The following is a 15,419-nucleotide window of genomic DNA, read 5'->3' on the forward strand; positions in this document are numbered from 1 at the left end:
CCCGGTAAACGGGGGTGAATCGGACATCGCGCCAGGTTCCCGGCCGTTGAGCTCGCGGGGAAACTCAGCGTGCGGGCGAGGACGCCTGCGCCCAGAAACGCTTCGGAATGCGCCCGGCCCGACGCGCCAGCCGACCGGCCCGCACCGCGTCGGCCATCGCCGCGGCCATGAGCACCGGTTCCTGCGCCCTGGTGACCGCCGTGGCCAACAGCACCGCCGAACAGCCCAGTTCCATGGCCAGGGCGGCATCGCTGGCGGTGCCGATCCCCGCGTCCAGGATGACCGGCACACCCGCCGCCGCCGCGATCATCTCGATATTGTGCGGATTGCCGATGCCGAGTCCGGTGCCGATCGGCGCGCCCAGCGGCATGACCGCCGCGCAGCCCGCCTCCTCCAGCCGCCGGGCCAGAATCGGATCGTCATTGGTGTAGGGCAGCACGACGAAACCCGCGTCCACCAATTGTTCGGCGGCATCGAGCAATTCGAGCGGATCGGGCAGCAGGGTGCGCTCGTCGGCGACCACTTCCAGCTTGATCCACTTGGTGTCGAGTGCCTCGGCGGCGAGCTGCGCGGTGAGCACCGCCTCGGCCGCCGTGCGACAACCCGCCGTATTCGGCAGCGGTGCGATACCCAGTCGTTTGAGCAGATCGAGCACACCGGTGCGGCCCGCCGCGTCCACCCGCCGCATGGCGACCGTGGTCAGCTCGGTCCCGGAGGCGAGCAGCGCCTCCTCCAGCACCGACAGGCTCTCCGCGCCGCCGGTGCCCATGATCAGCCGGGAACCGAACTCCCGGTCCGCGATGCGCAGCAGGTCCTCAGCCACCTTGCACCGCCGTCAGGATCTCCACCGACCAGCCGCGCCCGACCGACTCGTCCCAGCGCGATTTGGGGAAGACCGCGCCGTCCACGGCCACCGCGACCCCACGGGTGGGCAGGTCGAGCCGGGTCAGCAGGTCGCGCACCGACAGCGGTTCGGCGAACTCGTGCGCGCTCCCGTTCACGGTGATCCCGATCGGAATACTCATCGAACTCCTCCTGCGAGTGACGAAAAACGCTGCGGGGCGGCCGATGCCACCTCCGCGAGACCGGCGCCGCCGAGTTCGGCGCAGACCGCGTCGGCGGTCAGTGCGACGGCGAGCATGCCATTGCGCCCATGACCGGTGGCCGCGACCACCCGGTCGGACAGGCGGCCGAGCAGCGGCAGATTGTCCGGGCTGCCCGGACGCAGACCCGCACTCGCCTCGGCCAGTTCGTAGTCGCCGATACCGGGCAGGACGGCCTCGGCGTCGGCGATCAGATCGCGCACACCGGCCACGGTGACCTCGGTGTCGCCTGCCTCGTATTGTGTCGCGCCGATGACCAGGCCGTCCGCGCGCGGCACCATATAGACGGGGCGGCCGTGCACCCTGGCCCTAATCACCCGCTGCGGCGGCGGCGCGACACCCGGCCTGCGGCGCAGGCGCAGGATCTCGCCCTTCACCGGGCGCACCGGCAGTTCGGGCCAGAGCCGGGCCGAGGCCGATCCGGCGGCCAAGACGATCTGATCGTGCGGCAGGTCGGCCAGGTCGGTGACGGTCTCGGCGCGCGACTCGACTCCCGCATCGGCGCAGGCGCGACGCAGTGCGCCTACCAGGCGGCGATTGTCGATGGCGGGTTCGGCGGGGGCCAGCAGGCCGGCTCGGACGGTGCGCGCGAGGGCCGGTTCCAGCGCGCGCACGGCGGACCGGTCCAGCAGGCGCAGGTCGTGACCGCGACCGCCCACCCAATCCGCGACGGTGCGCAGGTCGGCGGCGTCGGCGGCATCCAGCGCGACGGTGAGCGTCGAATCGGCCACGAAGACATCGATCCCGGTGACCCGCTCGAGCCGCGCCGCGAACTCCGGCCAGTGCGCCAAAGCGGCGGCGCCGAAATCGAGGACTCGATCCTCGCCCGGCCAGCCCTCCGACAGCGGGGCCAGCATGCCGCCCGCGACCCACGAGGCGCCGGTGCCGGGGGCGGGATCGAACAGCGTCACCGACCATCCCGCTGCGGCGGCCCGCCAGGCCGCGCCCAGACCGATGGCACCGCCGCCGACGACGGCCACTGTCCGCATGCGCCTCACCTCTACCACTCGATGCGCGACCGGCGGACCGACCGATGATCCGCGAGGGGGCATGTCGGGTCCGCCCGCCGCTCGTTCGCATCCCAACGTTAGCGCGGCTACGGTCGAGCACGTGCAACCGTCCCATTCCCACCGCGGCGCCACGCCCGGACAGCGCCTGACCTCGGCGCGGCTGTATCTGTGCACCGACGCCCGGCGCGAGCGGGGCGACCTGGCCCAGTTCGCCGAGGCGGCGCTCGCGGGCGGGGTGGACATCATCCAACTGCGCGACAAGGGTTCGCCGGGCGAGGCCCGCTTCGGCCCGCTCGAGGCGGGCGCGGAACTGGACGCGCTGGCCGTGCTGAAAGCGGCCACCCACCGGCACGGCGCGTTGCTCGCGGTGAACGATCGGGCCGATATCGCGCACGCCGCCGGAGCGGATGTGCTGCACCTCGGTCAAGGGGATCTGCCGCCCCGGCACGCCAGGCGGATCGTCGGGCCGGAGGTGGTCATCGGTCGGTCCTCCCACGATCGCGATCAGGCCGAGCTCGCCGCCGTCGACCCGGACATCGACTACTTCTGCACCGGCCCGGTCTGGGACACGCCCACCAAACCCGCCCGCGCGCCCGCAGGGTTGGACCTGGTCCGCGCCACCGCCGACGCGCGTCCGACCCGCCCCTGGTTCGCCATCGGCGGTATCGACGGGGAGCGCCTGCCCGAGGTGCTGGCCGCGGGCGCGACTCGAATCGTGGTCGTGCGGGCCATCACTCGGGCCGAGGATCCCGAAGCCGCCGCCCGCGCACTGAGATCCGCGCTCCCAACCGACTGATTCAGGAGAGCAACTGCGCCCTGGTCACCGCCAAACCACCGGATTCGACGGCGGCGGAATCGGATTCGAGCAGGTGCGCGTAGTCGCCCGGTCCGCGCAGGTCGGTGTGCAGCCAGAGGAAACCGCGGTCGGCGAGATCGACGGTGCGCGGCAGCAGCCGCGCCAACCTGGCGGAATCGGCCAGTTCGACCAGCGACAGCCGGGCGGGAGCGGCGCGCAACCCTGGCCACGCCGCCGCGAAACCGGGATGCAGCGGCCGGGATTCGACCTCGTCCTCCGGAATCCACGCCAGTGCGGTGGATTCCAGATTATGCGTGGTGGGCAGGGGGCGTTCGGCGTCGGCGATCACCGTCGTATAGGTCCAGCCGCTCGGCGCGGACGCGGTGACCCGCTCACCACGCACGGTGATCGCGTCGGGCTTGATCCCCGTTTCCTCCCATGCCTCGCGCACGGCCGCCAGCACCGCGCTCTCGTCGCTGTCGCGCGCACCGCCGGGCAGCGCCCAGGTATCGCCCTGATGGCTCCACGGCGCGCGATGCTGCAAGAGCACCGCCGAACCACCCCGTGCCAAGGGGGCGCGCAGCAGCAGACCGGCCGCGCCGAAGCGGCCCCAATGCCGCACTCCGTTCGCGCCCAGCGCCCAGCCGTCTCCGTCACCACGCATCACATCCACCTCACCAGCCGCTGCGGCAGCGAGCACCGGGGGGCGTTTTCCACCGCACGGCGCCCGCAGAACCACAATAAACTTCCGCAACAACGCAACGGGCGGCCCTCGGGCCGGTACGGTGCGCGAGGGGTCGTCCTCGGCGGTGGGAATGCCGAGGCAGCGGCTCAGACTGGAGAGGTGGACATGGCGCTCGTCGAGCAGCAGCCCCCGACCACGCAGCGGGCCGAGGCGGGATTCTTCCGGCCCGCCGCACTGCGCGGGCAACTCGACCCGGCCGACTTGCGCGCGTTCGTGAAGTCCTCGCCGGGGCGGCTGATCGCGATGGGTCTGCTGCTCATCGCGCTGTGCCTGGCGGCGGGCGCGACGACGGCGGCAACGGTCAGCGACCGTCAGCATGCCCTGGACGTGCTGCTGGAGGAGACCGAGCCGGACGCGCAGAGCGCCCATCACCTCTACACCTCGCTGTCCATCGCGGACGCGGCGGCCAGCACCGCCTTCATCGCGGGCGGACTCGAGCCGCAGGCGGTGCGCGATCGCTACACCCAGGCGGTCGGCGAGGCGGCGGCGGATCTGGTCGCCCAATCCGGGCACGGGCCGAGCGCGGCCGATCCCGAGGTGCGGCTGCGCACCGGAATCGCCACCGGTCTGCCGGTGTACACGGGTCTGGTGGAGACCGCCCGTGCCAATAATCGCAGCGGATATCCGGTCGGCGCGGCGTACTTGAGCGAGGCGTCCAACCAAATGCAGACCAAACTGCTGCCGATGGCCCAGGATCTGGCCGATGCCCGTTCCGCCGCGGTGAACACCGCCCAGCGCAATCACATTCGCCCGCCGTGGCCCGCGATCGTGCTGCTGTTGCTGGCGTTGATCGCGCTGGTGCTGGTGCAGTGGGAGTTGGCGCGGCGCTGGCGGCGGGTATTCAATCTCGGTCTGCTACTGGCCTCGGTCGGGATATTCGCGCTGCTGGCCTGGACGGTCGCCGCAGGCGCCATCTCGGCTTCGGCGATGATCGAGGGCCGCGACGAGGGCGCCGTCCCGTATACCCGGTTGACGCAGAGTCGCATCCTGACCCAGCAGGCACGCTCGGCGGAAACGCTCAAACTGGTGCGCCGCGACGCCACCGGCGACTACGACCGCACCTACGAGGCGAGTATCAATCGACTGACCGAACTGCTCGCGGGTTATCCCAAGAACGCGCCCGCCGTCGGGGATATCGCCAATGCCCGTGTGGCGCTGGATCGTTGGCGCTCCGCGCATCAGCGCATGAACGACACCCTGGCGCGCGGCGACTATACGGGCGCGGCCGCGGTGGCCACCGGCCCCGGCGCGGCCGACGCCGCCGCACAGGTGGCCACGCTGGACTCGGCGCTGGACAAAGGGCTCGGCGTGACGCGAACCACGTTGCGCGACAATATCTCCGAAGCCGCCCGGATCCTCGACTTCCTCTCCCCCGGTGCCTTCGCACTGGGCATCCTGGCCGCATGTTATGTGGCGATCGGCCTGTGGCCCCGACTCAGGGAGTATCGATGAGACGTGCCCGCGTCATCGCCGTGGTTGCCGCGACCGCCGCACTACTGGGCGGCTGCGCCAAATCCGAAGGACCCGCCACGCCCGCGCGCGCCGGCTCGTACACCGAGATGCCGCTGCCCGCCCAGGCCGTGCCGATCCTCACCAATTCCCCACTGCCCCCGGTGAATCAGAGCCGGTGCGGCGATCCGACGGCCAGTCTGCGACCCGCCGCGACCGGCGGTCCGACCCTCGACGCGATCCGCGCGCGGGGCAGGCTGGTGGTCGGCCTGGACACCGGAAGCAATCTGTTCAGCTTCCGCGACCCGATCAGCGGCACGGTCGTCGGCTTCGACGCCGATATCGCCCGCGAGGTCGCCCGCGACCTGCTCGGCAATCCGGACCTGATCGATTTCCGCACCATCGGCTCCGGCGACCGGGAGCAGGCGCTGCAGAATCACACCGTGGACGTGGTGACCAAGACCATGACCATCACCTGCGAGCGCCGCCAGAAGGTCACCTTCTCCACGGTCTATCTGCGGGCAGGCCAGCGGGTGCTGGTGGTGCGCAATTCCGGGATCAACGGCATGGCCGACCTGGCGGGCAAGCGGGTGTGCATCGTGCGCGGCACCACCTCGCTGGACAATATGCGTCGCGGCCAGCCCGCCGCCACCGTGCTCACCGTGCCGAGTTGGGCCGACTGCCTGGTGGCATTGCAGCAGCGGCAGGTCGACGCGGTCAGCACCGACGACGCCATCCTGGCCGGTATGGCCGCGCAGGACCCGTACACCGAATTGGTCGGCGGCCCGATCAGCTCCGAACCGTACGGCATCGGCATCTCCAAAGGCAGCGACGATCTGGTGCGCGCGGTGAACGGCACGCTGGACCGCATCCGAGCCGACGGCACCTGGAATCGCCTCTACCGGCAGTGGTTGCAAGCCGTGCTCGGTCCCACCCAGGGGCCGCCCGTTCCCACTTATCAGGACTGACACCGATGACCCAGCCGCAGCCCCCCGGCCAGGAACCTCCCGAATCCGGTTCCGGGGCGCAGCCTTCCGTCGATCCGTCCTCGGCCGCCAAACCCACCGAACTCAATCCGGGCCGGACCGAATCGGCGATGAATTCCGGTGCGACCGTGCGAACTTCGGGACGCAGCCGCTCGGGTCGGGCGCGCGGCGCTGTCCGCAGACTCGGCGCGGGTCTGGTGCCCATCCCCGCGGTGCCGCCGGTCGATCCGCGCACGGCGGTGCTCGACGATCCGGTGGTCGCCGAGGGCAGGCGGTTCTGCTGGCGCTGCGGCAATCCCGTCGGCAGGGCCAGTGCCACCCGTCCGGCCACCACCACCGGCGTGTGCAAAACCTGCGGCGCGCCATACGATTTCCGGCCCTCACTGAACGAGGGCGATACCGTCGCGAGCCAATACGAGGTGCAGGGCTGTATCGCGCACGGTGGACTCGGCTGGATCTATCTGGCCGTCGATCGCAATGTCAACGACCGCTGGGTGGTGCTCAAGGGCCTGCTGCACTCCGGCGATGCCGAGGCTCAGGCGGTGGCGCTTGCCGAACGCCAATTCCTCGCGGAGGTGGCGCATTCCAGCATCGTCAAGATCCACAACTTCGTCGAGCACACCGATCCGGACGGCGCGCCGGTGGGCTATATCGTCATGGAGTACGTGGGCGGGCGCTCGCTGCGCGATATCCTCGACACCTACACCCGGCCCGCGCGCATGCCGGTCGCCGAGGCCATCGCCTACATCATGGAAATCCTGCCCGCGCTGGACTACCTGCATTCGATCGGCCTGACCTACAACGATCTGAAACCCGACAACATCATGGTCACCGAGGATCAGGTCAAACTCATCGATCTCGGCGCGGTGGCCACCGTCGAATCGTACGGAAACCTCTATGGCACCAGGGGTTTTCAGGCACCGGAGATCGCCAAGACCGGTCCGACGGTGGCCTCGGACATCTACACCGTCGGTCGCACCCTGGCCGTGCTCACGCTGAACATGCCGATGGAACAGGGCCGCTACCTCGACGGCATCCCCGAACCGCAGGACGAGCCGACGCTACGCCGCTACGAGTTCTTCCACCGACTACTCCTCTGCGCGACCGATGCCGACCCGGCGCAGCGTTTTCCATCGGCCCGCGCCATATCCGCGCAACTCGCCGGGGTGTTGCGGGAGATCCTGTCCATGGAGACCGGGGCCGAACATCCCCAACTGTCCACGGTTTTCAGCCCGCCGCGCGGCACCTTCGGCACCGAGGAATTGATCAGCCAGACCGACGCCTATGTCGACGGGGAGGCCCGCAGCAGTCGACTACGCGCGGCGGAAGTCGTCGCGGCACTGGCCTTCCCGCTGCTCGATTCGACCGATCCGGCGGCCCCGCTGCTGGCCGCGACCATGCATCCCGATCCGGCTCAGGCGCTCGACGCCATTCGCGAGGCCCGCGAGCGCGCCGAGAAGGACACCGAAAACGCCCCCGCGACACTGGATCTCGAACTCACCCTGGCCGAGGCGCGGGTCAGGCTGGATCTGGGCGAGGCGGCGGCCGTACTGCATCTGCTGCAACGCCTGCCCGAGCGACGCGACTGGCGCGTCGACTGGTACACCGGCCAGGCCCAACTGCTCGAACTCGACTTCGAGCCCGCTTTCGCCGCCTTCGACGCGGTGCTTCGGGTGCTGCCCGGCGAGATCGCCCCCAAACTCGCCCAGGCCGCCACGGCGGAACTGATCCTGCAGAACTGGGAAGCACCAGAACCCGAGCTCTGGCGCGACTACGCGACCACCCTGTACCAGACCGTGTGGCGCACCGACCGCGGCGCGGTGAGCGCGGCCTTCGGCCTGGCCAGACAGCTCGCGGCAGCCGATCGGGTGCCGGAGGCGGTCGACGCCCTCGACCAGGTGCCCGCCACCTCCCGCCACTACACCACCGCCCGGATGACGGCGGTGCTGCTCCTGCTCACCGCCGCCCCCGTGGCCGAACTGGCGGAGGCCACCCTGCACATCGCGGCCTCGCGGATACTGAGCCTGCCGCCGGGCGAAGGACGGGCGGTGCAGATGCGGGTGCTGGTGCTCGGTGCGGCCCTGGCCTGGTTGCAGGCGGGCAATACGCCGAAACGCCCCGACGCCAGGCTGTTCGGCAATCCGTTCGACGAGCGGGACTTGCGAGCGGGCACGGAGGCGGGGCTGCGCACGCTTGCCCGAGGCGCGCCCGGTCGTCAACATCGTTACGCCCTGGTCGATTTGGCCAATACCATGCGCGCCAAGACCTGGATGTGATGGCGGGGATGGCCCGGTCGGGAGGGAAGTGCGGCCGACCGGGCCGGAATCGGTCGCGGCACGAGTGGTGACCGCAATCCCGTCTCCGCCACAGGGTGTCCAATGGGCAGTCGGACACCGCGGGTTGTGGCGAGGGCTATGGGGAGCCCAGTGGCGGAGCATCGGGTTCGACTACTGGGCGCACCCCGCGAACCGATTCGGGACCCATCCTCGCGGGACGACAATGAGTATTTCGTGAAGGAGCTTCAGTCCTGGATCACCAGCGCCAACGCGGCCCGCGCGATGGCCAACTCCTCATTGGTCGGAACGACCAGCACCGCGACGGGCGCGTCGTCCGGCGAAATACGCCGTGCGACACGGTCTTTCGCGACATTGCGCACCGGATCGACCGCGATGCCGAAGCGTTGCAAACCCGCCAGCGCGTCGGCGCGCACCGCCGGACTGTTCTCGCCGACCCCGGCGGTGAAAGTCAGGACATCCACACCGCCCAGGTCGATCAGGTATGCCCCGAGATAGTGCCGCAACCGGTGGATGTAGACGTCGTAGGCCAGTCGCGCCGCCGGATCACCCGCATCGATCAATTCCTGTAGCGCGCGGAAATCATTGACACCGGAAAGTCCCTTGAGTCCCGAATCCCGGTTCAGCAAGGCGTCGACCGCATCGATATCCAGTCCGGCCGAACGCATCAGATGCGGAACGATACCCGGATCGAGATCGCCGGAGCGGGTGCCCATCACCAGCCCCTCCAGCGGTGTGAGACCCATACTGGTATCGATCGGCCGACCACCCCTGATGGCCGAGGCGGACGCGCCATTGCCCAGGTGGAACACGATCTGATTCAACTGCGCCGGTTCGCGTCCGAGGAACTGCGCGACCTGCCCGGAGACGTACTCGTGCGAGGTGCCATGGAATCCGTAGCGGCGAATACCGTGCGCGGCAGCGACTTTCGCATCGATGGCGTAGGTCTTGGCGGCGGCGGGCAGCCCGTGGAAGAAGGCCGTGTCGAATACCGCGACCTGCGGCACCCCCGGCAGCAGCGCCCGCGCGCTGCGAATACCGGCCACATTCGCCGGATTGTGCAGCGGCGCCAGCACCGACAGCTCATCGATGGTGGCCAGCACCTCGTCATCGATCAGCGTGGGTCGGTAGAACACCTCGCCGCCGTGCACCACCCGATGCCCGACCGCACGCAGTCCGGCCCGCGTCAGATCCCGTCCCGTGCGGGCGAACATCTCGAAGACCAGCCGCAATCCGGCGCTGTGATCGGCGATCGGCTCGCGCTGCTCGATCCGCTGCCCGCCCGTGCGATGTTCGATCCCGCCCTCCGGCTCGCCGATGCGCTCGACGATGCCCGCGGCCACGACCTCGCTCGTACGCGGGTGCAGCAGTTGATATTTGATCGAAGACGATCCGGAATTGAGCACCAGCACCGGATCATCGGTCCCGAGGTCCATCACGTCTCCTGCCCCGGTCGCGCGCACCGCGACCCGCACACCTTCCGCAACCGCCCGTGCGGGGCGATTGTTCCGACGAAACCGTGAATGTGCCGCATCGAACACTCAGCCGTTCTGGGCCTGAATCGCGGTAATGGCAACGGTATTGACGATGTCGGCGACCAGCGCGCCGCGCGAGAGATCATTGACCGGCTTGCGCAACCCCTGCAGCACCGGGCCGATCGCGATGGCGCCCGCACTGCGCTGCACCGCCTTGTAGGTGTTGTTGCCGGTATTCAGGTCGGGGAAGACGAAAACCGTTGCCCGTCCGGCGACTTGGGAATCGGGCAGCTTGGTGTTGGCCACCGTCGCATCGATCGCGGCGTCGTACTGGATCGGCCCCTCGACCGGTAGTCGCGACGCCCGTTCGCGCACCAGCTTGGTGGCCACCCTGACCTTGTCCACATCCGCGCCGCTGCCCGATTCGCCGGTCGAATAGGACAGCATGGCCACCCTGGGTTCGATGCCGAACCGGGCGGCGGTGCCCGCCGAGGAGATCGCGATATCGGCCAACTGCTCGGAGGTGGGATCCGGAACCACCGCGCAGTCGCCGTAGGCGAGCACCCGATCCGCCAGACACATCAGGAACACGCTAGACACCGTCGAGACGCCGGGCACCGTCTTGATGATCTCGAACGAGGGCCGAATGGTATGCGCCGTGGTGTGCGCCGCACCGGAAACCATGCCGTCGGCAATGCCCAGATGCACCATCATGGTGCCGAAATACGAGATGTCGGTGACGGTTTCGCGGGCGCGCTCCAAGGTCATCCCCTTGTGCGCGCGCAACCTGGTGTACTCCTCGGCGAACTGCTCGAGGTATCGGCTGGTGCGCGGATCGAGCACCTCGGCAGCGCCGATATCGACACCCAGTTCCGCCGCGCGCGCCCGCACCGCCGACTCGTCACCGAGGATGACCAGGTCGGCGATCTTGCGCTGCAGAACCCGACCCGCCGCGCGCAGGATGCGATCATCACCGCCCTCGGGCAGGACGATGCGCCTGCGATCCGCGCGCGCCCACTCGATGAGCTGATATTCGAACATCTGCGGAGTGACCACGCCGCTGAGCGGAACCTCGATGCGGCGCAACAGCTCCGGAGCGTCCACATACTGCTCCATCAGGGCCAGCGCGGTATCCACCTTGCGTGGACTGCCCGCCGCCATCCGCCCCCTGGTGTTGTGCACGGCACTCGCCGTGTCGTAGGTGCCCAAGGCCGTGGTGAGGATCGGCAGCTTCGGCCGCAGCCCGCTCATGAGTCGGGCCACCGCCGGATGCGGCAGCATGCCACCGTTCATGATGATGCCCGACAGCGACGGAAACCCCTCCGCCTCATGGGCATTCACCACGCTGAGCAGTACATCGGAGCGGTCGCCCGGCGCGATCACCACTACACCGTCCACCAGCCGTTCCAGGATGTGCTCCGCGGTCATCCCGCCGACCATCACGCGCAGTGCCTCGCGCTGCAGCAATTCCGGGTCGCCGCTGTACATCTCGCCACCGATCGCCGTGCACAACTCGGCCATGGTCGGCGCGATCAGCAGCGGCACCTCCGGCAGCGACCACACCGGGACGCCGAAACCGGCCAGCACGGCCCGGATCTCGTTCAACCGGTCCGGATCGCAGCGGTTGGCGATGATCGCGGCGAGTTGGGCGTGCTCGTGCGCCAATTCGCTCGCACACAGCTCGGCGAGGTGCTTGACCTCCTCCGGGGTGCGGCCCGCACCGCGCAGCACCAACAGCATGGGCGCGCCGAGATTGGCCGCGATGCGGCCGTTGAAACGCAACTCGCTGGGGCTGGCCACATCGGTGTAGTCCGAACCGATCACCACCACCGCGTCGCACACCTTGGCCACCTCGTGGAACCGCAGCACGATCTCGCTGATCGCCGCATCCGGATCGGCATGCACATCCTCGTAGGTGACCCCCACCGCCTGCTGATAGTCGATATCGGCGGTGCTGTGCTCGAGCAGCAGTTCCAGGATGTAGTCGGGTTCGGCGGTGGAGCGGGCGATCGGCCGGAACACCCCCACCCGCGCGGTGGTCGCGCACAGCATCTGCAGCACGCCGAGCGCCACCGTCGACTTGCCGGTGTCCCCCTCCGGCGAGGCGATGTACACGGTGGAAGGTGCGTTGTCGGCCATAGTCGTGAGCTTAGGCGTACCTCCGCCTTCGCTCCGGCCGTGCGCATGTTCAGGGCGACTTCGCCGACTGCACCCATGGTGAACCTACCGCTACCAGCACCGCCGGAGGAGACGGCGATCACGCGACACCGCTATAGTCCCCGCCATGGCCGAGCAATTCCCGACCCGCATGTGGGGTTCGCGCACGAATGCCTTGGCCCGCCTTGCCAACCGGTTCGCCGCGACACCGGTGGGCTCCTGGGTCATCCGCAAGCTCACCCCGCTGGACCGGGCGGTGCTCGAACGCACCGACGCCAAATACACCGTGCTCGGGCCGATCGGCGCGCCCGTCATCCTGCTCACCACCGTCGGCCGCAAATCCGGGCAGCCACGCACCGCACCGCTGCTGTACGTGCACGACGGGGCGGTCCTGTACGTCGTTGGCAGCAATTTCGGACAGGCGCACCATCCCGCGTGGACGGCCAACCTGGCCGCCGAGCCGACGGCCACCGTGGCCATCGCGGGACAGCACATCCCGGTGACGGCCGCGCGGGTGACCGATCCGACCGAGCAGGAGACGATCTTCGCCCGCTTCGTCGAGGTCACCGGCGCGTACGCCGCCTATCGCGAGCGCACCACCCGCGATCTGCGCATCTTCGCACTGCGCCGCGTCCGATCCACCGACGCGCCCGCTGCTCCGACACAGCCCTGACCCGCCCAGCCACGAACCGTACCGACAACGCCCGGTCCGAGACGCCGAGACAGGGCCTCAGCCCAGGGCGCGCAGGCGCGGAGCCAGATCCCGCTCGAACAACTCCAGGAAGCGCCGCTGATCCTGCCCCGGCCCGTGGAACACCAGGTGGTTGAGACCCGCATCGATGTAGGGCTTGATCTGCGCCACGGCCTCGTCCGGATCGCTCGCCACGATCCACCGCTTGGCGATCTGCTCGATCGGCAGCGCGTCGGCGGCGGCCTCCATCTCGATCGGATCGGTGATCGAATGCTTCTGCTCGGCGCTCAGCGACAGCGGCGCCCAGAAACGCGTATTCTCCAGCGCCAGTTCGGGATCGGTGTCGTAGGAGAGTTTGATCTCGATCATCCGATCGATCTGATCGATACTGCGACCGGCCTTGGCCGCGCCCTCGGCCACCGCGGGCAGCAACTTCTCGGTGTAGAGGTCCATCCCCTTGCCCGAGGTGCAGATGAAACCGTCACCCGCGCGTCCCGCGTAGCGGGCCACCAGCGGACCGCCCGCCGCGATGTAGACGGGGATACCGCCCTTGGGCACGTCGTAGATGGACGCGCCGACCGTGCGGTAGTACTCGCCGTCGAAATCGGTGCGCTCACCGGTCCACAGTGCGCGCATGAGCGCCACCGCCTCGCGCAGCCGGGCGAAACGCTCCTTGAATTCCGGCCATTCACCGGTGTAACCGGTGGCGATCTCATTGAGCGCCTCGCCGGAGCCGACACCGAGCATGACCCGGTTCGGGTACAGCAGCCCCATGGTGGCGAAGGCCTGCGCGATAACCGCCGGGTTGTAGCGGAAGGTCGGGGTGAGCACCGAGGTGCCCAGCATGATGCGTTCGGTGCGCTCGCCCACCGCCGCCATCCAGGCCAGTGAGAACGGCGCGTGACCGCCCTTGTGCCGCCACGGCTGGAAATGGTCGCTGACGGTCGCGCTGTCGAGGCCGTGCCGTTCGGCCAGAACCGCGAGCTCCACCAGTTCGCGGGGGCCGAACTGTTCTGCCGATGCCTTGTAACCGAGCTTGAGTTCGCCCATGTGCCTTACTCCTAAAGGTCGGTGTCGACTCTTTGTCCGAAGGTAGTCAACCGCGCGGCGGGCGGCGAATATGCCCGAATTCGCGGGGTTTGTCGGGCCGCCGCCCCGGCGTCGGGGCCCAATTGGATTTGCGGCGCTCACGGGTCCCTCCGTGGTCACGCTGCGCTACCGCCTCCGGTCCCGTCCCTCACGCCGCGGTTGTTGCGACCGTCAGGTATGTATGACGGATACTCAGGTGGTGACTGCAGCAGAACCGATTTTGTCTTACCTCACGGACATGGATGGCGTCTTGGTCCACGAGGACCACCTCGTGCCCGGTGCCGACAAGTTCCTGGCCGAACTGCGCGCGAACGAGACGCCGTTCCTGGTGCTCACCAACAACTCCATCCGCACCCCGCGCGACCTGCAGGCCCGCCTGCGCCACACCGGACTCGATATCCCCGAATCGGCTATCTGGACCTCGGCGCTGGCCACCGCCACCTTCCTCGACGAGCAGCGCCCCGGCGGAACCGCCTACGTGGTGGGCGAATCCGGACTCACCACCGCGCTGCACGAGATCGGGTACGTCCTTACCGACAGCGATCCGGACTATGTGGTGCTCGGGGAGACCCGCACCTATTCCTTCGAGGCGATCACCACCGCCATCCGGCTCGTCGAGCGCGGCGCGCGGTTCATCGCCACCAACCCGGACCCCACCGGCCCCTCCCGCGACGGTTCGCTGCCCGCAACGGGCTCCGTCGCCGCCCTGATCACCCGCGCCACCGGCCGCGAACCGTACTACGTCGGCAAACCCAACCCCCTCATGATGCGCTCGGCCCTGCGCCGCATCGGCGCCCACTCCCAATCCACCGTCATGATCGGCGACCGCATGGACACCGACGTCGTCGCGGGCCTGGAGGCAGGCCTGCGAACCATCCTGGTCACCTCCGGCATCTCCAGCCGCGAATCCGTCGAACAGTTCCCCTACCGCCCGACCATGGTGGTCGATTCGGTGGCCGACCTGGTCGGCAGCACACCGAATCCGTTCACTTAGACCATTTCTCAGTCGTCGTAGTGCGAACCCACCTGCACCACAACGATTTCCGTGTCTGTCACGTAGTAGACGAGCCGATGCTCCTGCGTAATCCGTCGCGACCAGTGCCCGGCAAGGTGGTGGCGCAACGGCTCGGGTTTGCCGATGCCCTCGAACGGATCGCGCAGGGCGGCATCGATCATCTTGTTCGCGCCCTTGAGGACTGCCCGATCGATGCTGAGCGATTCGCGGTAGGACTTCCAACCCTGGGCAGTGAACGCGAGTTTGCGATCCGGCACCGATCAGTCCGCATCGGGATCGATGAGGGCGTGGGATTCGGTGCGCCCCGCGCGCGCGTCCTCGGCCGACCTGAGCAATCTCGCCCCACCGTGTGTCCGCAGCACGTAGAGGGTCTCCATGAGCGAGTTGTAATCGCTCTCGGCCATCAGTACGGCGTTCTCGCCGCTCTTGCTGACCACGGTCACGGTGTCGTGGTCGTCGTTGACGGCGCGGACCAGGTTGAACAGATCTTGGCGCACGGTCGATATCGGAAGCGCCTTGCTCATCACACAACCCTCTCGCAAAACAACCCCCTTTGAAGTCGTACAACTTATTGTACGACACCGTAGCGCGCTACGGTCGGCACGCGCA

General features: G+C 68.8%; 15 protein-coding genes. 6 read left to right on the plus strand and 9 right to left on the minus strand.

The window, feature by feature from the left end:
* Window positions 1–64: 64 nt before the first annotated feature.
* The 3 genes from D5S18_RS10580 to thiO are packed head-to-tail and all read right to left on the minus strand — an operon-like array spanning window position 65 to window position 2,092.
* Window positions 65–823: a thiazole synthase gene (locus D5S18_RS10580; RefSeq protein WP_120039626.1), complete on the minus strand. Its 759-nt coding sequence runs from the start codon at window positions 821–823 to the stop codon at window positions 65–67.
* Window positions 816–1,025, minus strand: coding sequence for a sulfur carrier protein ThiS (thiS, locus tag D5S18_RS10585; protein ID WP_120039627.1), 210 nt, complete (start codon window positions 1,023–1,025; stop codon window positions 816–818). The genes D5S18_RS10580 and thiS overlap by 8 nt, the downstream gene beginning before the upstream one ends.
* Window positions 1,022–2,092 (minus strand): glycine oxidase ThiO, encoded by a 1,071-nt coding sequence (thiO, locus tag D5S18_RS10590; RefSeq protein WP_120039628.1) that lies wholly within the window; start codon window positions 2,090–2,092, stop codon window positions 1,022–1,024. Before thiO ends, thiS begins: the two co-directional genes overlap by 4 nt.
* Window positions 2,093–2,213: 121 nt before the next feature.
* Between thiO and thiE the strand changes: the two genes are divergently transcribed.
* The gene (gene thiE, locus D5S18_RS10595) at window positions 2,214–2,909 is read left to right on the plus strand and encodes a thiamine phosphate synthase (RefSeq protein ID WP_239003651.1); all 696 of its coding nucleotides are present in this window, start codon (window positions 2,214–2,216) and stop codon (window positions 2,907–2,909) included.
* A 1-nt stretch (window position 2,910) separates the two neighbouring features.
* Here thiE and D5S18_RS10600 read toward each other — a convergent pair whose 3' ends face one another.
* Window positions 2,911–3,573, minus strand: coding sequence for an NUDIX hydrolase (locus D5S18_RS10600; RefSeq protein ID WP_120040544.1), 663 nt, complete (start codon window positions 3,571–3,573; stop codon window positions 2,911–2,913).
* Between the two features lie 186 nt (window positions 3,574–3,759).
* Between D5S18_RS10600 and D5S18_RS10605 the strand changes: the two genes are divergently transcribed.
* Genes D5S18_RS10605 through D5S18_RS10615 form a run of 3 tightly spaced genes read left to right on the plus strand, consistent with a single transcriptional unit; the run spans window position 3,760 to window position 8,365 of the window.
* Window positions 3,760–5,106 carry a GlnX family signal transduction membrane protein gene (locus D5S18_RS10605; RefSeq protein ID WP_239003726.1) on the plus strand — a complete coding sequence of 449 codons (1,347 nt, stop codon included), beginning with the start codon at window positions 3,760–3,762 and terminating at the stop codon, window positions 5,104–5,106.
* Window positions 5,103–6,071 (plus strand): glutamate ABC transporter substrate-binding protein, encoded by a 969-nt coding sequence (locus D5S18_RS10610; protein WP_120039630.1) that lies wholly within the window; start codon window positions 5,103–5,105, stop codon window positions 6,069–6,071. Before D5S18_RS10605 ends, D5S18_RS10610 begins: the two co-directional genes overlap by 4 nt.
* Window positions 6,072–6,076: 5 nt before the next feature.
* Window positions 6,077–8,365, plus strand: coding sequence for a serine/threonine-protein kinase (locus D5S18_RS10615; RefSeq protein ID WP_120039631.1), 2,289 nt, complete (start codon window positions 6,077–6,079; stop codon window positions 8,363–8,365).
* A 245-nt stretch (window positions 8,366–8,610) separates the two neighbouring features.
* On the opposite strand, the gene D5S18_RS10620 is transcribed toward D5S18_RS10615, so the two are convergent.
* Together D5S18_RS10620 and pta are read right to left on the minus strand one after the other, a co-directional pair.
* Window positions 8,611–9,819: an acetate kinase gene (locus tag D5S18_RS10620; RefSeq protein WP_120040546.1), complete on the minus strand. Its 1,209-nt coding sequence runs from the start codon at window positions 9,817–9,819 to the stop codon at window positions 8,611–8,613.
* Between the two features lie 105 nt (window positions 9,820–9,924).
* On the minus strand, window positions 9,925–11,997 hold the full coding sequence (gene pta / locus D5S18_RS10625; RefSeq protein WP_120039632.1) for a phosphate acetyltransferase: 2,073 nt from the start codon (window positions 11,995–11,997) through the stop codon (window positions 9,925–9,927).
* 145 nt (window positions 11,998–12,142) lie between these two features.
* On the opposite strand from pta, the gene D5S18_RS10630 reads away from it, so the two are divergent.
* Complete coding sequence (locus D5S18_RS10630) at window positions 12,143–12,688, plus strand: nitroreductase family deazaflavin-dependent oxidoreductase (protein WP_120039633.1); 546 nt, start codon at window positions 12,143–12,145, stop codon at window positions 12,686–12,688.
* Window positions 12,689–12,745: 57 nt separating this feature from the next.
* On the opposite strand, the gene fgd is transcribed toward D5S18_RS10630, so the two are convergent.
* Window positions 12,746–13,756: a glucose-6-phosphate dehydrogenase (coenzyme-F420) gene (fgd, locus tag D5S18_RS10635; RefSeq protein ID WP_120039634.1), complete on the minus strand. Its 1,011-nt coding sequence runs from the start codon at window positions 13,754–13,756 to the stop codon at window positions 12,746–12,748.
* Window positions 13,757–13,976: 220 nt separating this feature from the next.
* On the opposite strand from fgd, the gene D5S18_RS10640 reads away from it, so the two are divergent.
* A complete protein-coding gene (locus D5S18_RS10640; RefSeq protein ID WP_120039635.1) occupies window positions 13,977–14,789 on the plus strand; it encodes an HAD-IIA family hydrolase in 813 nt (270 codons plus the stop codon).
* Window positions 14,790–14,797: 8 nt separating this feature from the next.
* Here the strand turns inward: D5S18_RS10640 and D5S18_RS10645 are convergent, their stop codons facing one another.
* Both D5S18_RS10645 and D5S18_RS10650 read right to left on the minus strand, forming a co-directional pair.
* On the minus strand, window positions 14,798–15,067 hold the full coding sequence (locus tag D5S18_RS10645; RefSeq protein ID WP_120039636.1) for a Txe/YoeB family addiction module toxin: 270 nt from the start codon (window positions 15,065–15,067) through the stop codon (window positions 14,798–14,800).
* A gap of 3 nt (window positions 15,068–15,070) precedes the next feature.
* The gene (locus D5S18_RS10650; protein ID WP_120039637.1) at window positions 15,071–15,334 is read right to left on the minus strand and encodes a type II toxin-antitoxin system Phd/YefM family antitoxin; all 264 of its coding nucleotides are present in this window, start codon (window positions 15,332–15,334) and stop codon (window positions 15,071–15,073) included.
* Window positions 15,335–15,419 lie beyond the last annotated feature (85 nt).

The sequence above is a fragment of the Nocardia panacis genome, assembly GCF_003598715.1.
In the GTDB taxonomy this organism is placed as follows: Bacteria; Actinomycetota; Actinomycetes; order Mycobacteriales; family Mycobacteriaceae; genus Nocardia; species Nocardia panacis.

What these genes read in the sequence shown, in the direction of transcription:
- thiS (WP_120039627.1), bottom strand. Translation starts at nt 1,025, where the DNA reads ATGAGTATTCCGATCGGGATCACCGTGAACGGGAGCGCGCACGAGTTC.
- thiO (WP_120039628.1), bottom strand. Translation starts at nt 2,092, where the DNA reads ATGCGGACAGTGGCCGTCGTCGGCGGCGGTGCCATCGGTCTGGGCGCG.
- D5S18_RS10600 (WP_120040544.1), bottom strand. Translation starts at nt 3,573, where the DNA reads ATGCGTGGTGACGGAGACGGCTGGGCGCTGGGCGCGAACGGAGTGCGG.
- D5S18_RS10605 (WP_239003726.1), top strand. Translation starts at nt 3,760, where the DNA reads ATGGCGCTCGTCGAGCAGCAGCCCCCGACCACGCAGCGGGCCGAGGCG.
- D5S18_RS10610 (WP_120039630.1), top strand. Translation starts at nt 5,103, where the DNA reads ATGAGACGTGCCCGCGTCATCGCCGTGGTTGCCGCGACCGCCGCACTA.
- D5S18_RS10615 (WP_120039631.1), top strand. Translation starts at nt 6,077, where the DNA reads ATGACCCAGCCGCAGCCCCCCGGCCAGGAACCTCCCGAATCCGGTTCC.
- D5S18_RS10620 (WP_120040546.1), bottom strand. Translation starts at nt 9,819, where the DNA reads ATGGACCTCGGGACCGATGATCCGGTGCTGGTGCTCAATTCCGGATCG.
- pta (WP_120039632.1), bottom strand. Translation starts at nt 11,997, where the DNA reads ATGGCCGACAACGCACCTTCCACCGTGTACATCGCCTCGCCGGAGGGG.
- D5S18_RS10630 (WP_120039633.1), top strand. Translation starts at nt 12,143, where the DNA reads ATGGCCGAGCAATTCCCGACCCGCATGTGGGGTTCGCGCACGAATGCC.
- fgd (WP_120039634.1), bottom strand. Translation starts at nt 13,756, where the DNA reads ATGGGCGAACTCAAGCTCGGTTACAAGGCATCGGCAGAACAGTTCGGC.
- D5S18_RS10640 (WP_120039635.1), top strand. Translation starts at nt 13,977, where the DNA reads ATGACGGATACTCAGGTGGTGACTGCAGCAGAACCGATTTTGTCTTAC.
- D5S18_RS10650 (WP_120039637.1), bottom strand. Translation starts at nt 15,334, where the DNA reads ATGAGCAAGGCGCTTCCGATATCGACCGTGCGCCAAGATCTGTTCAAC.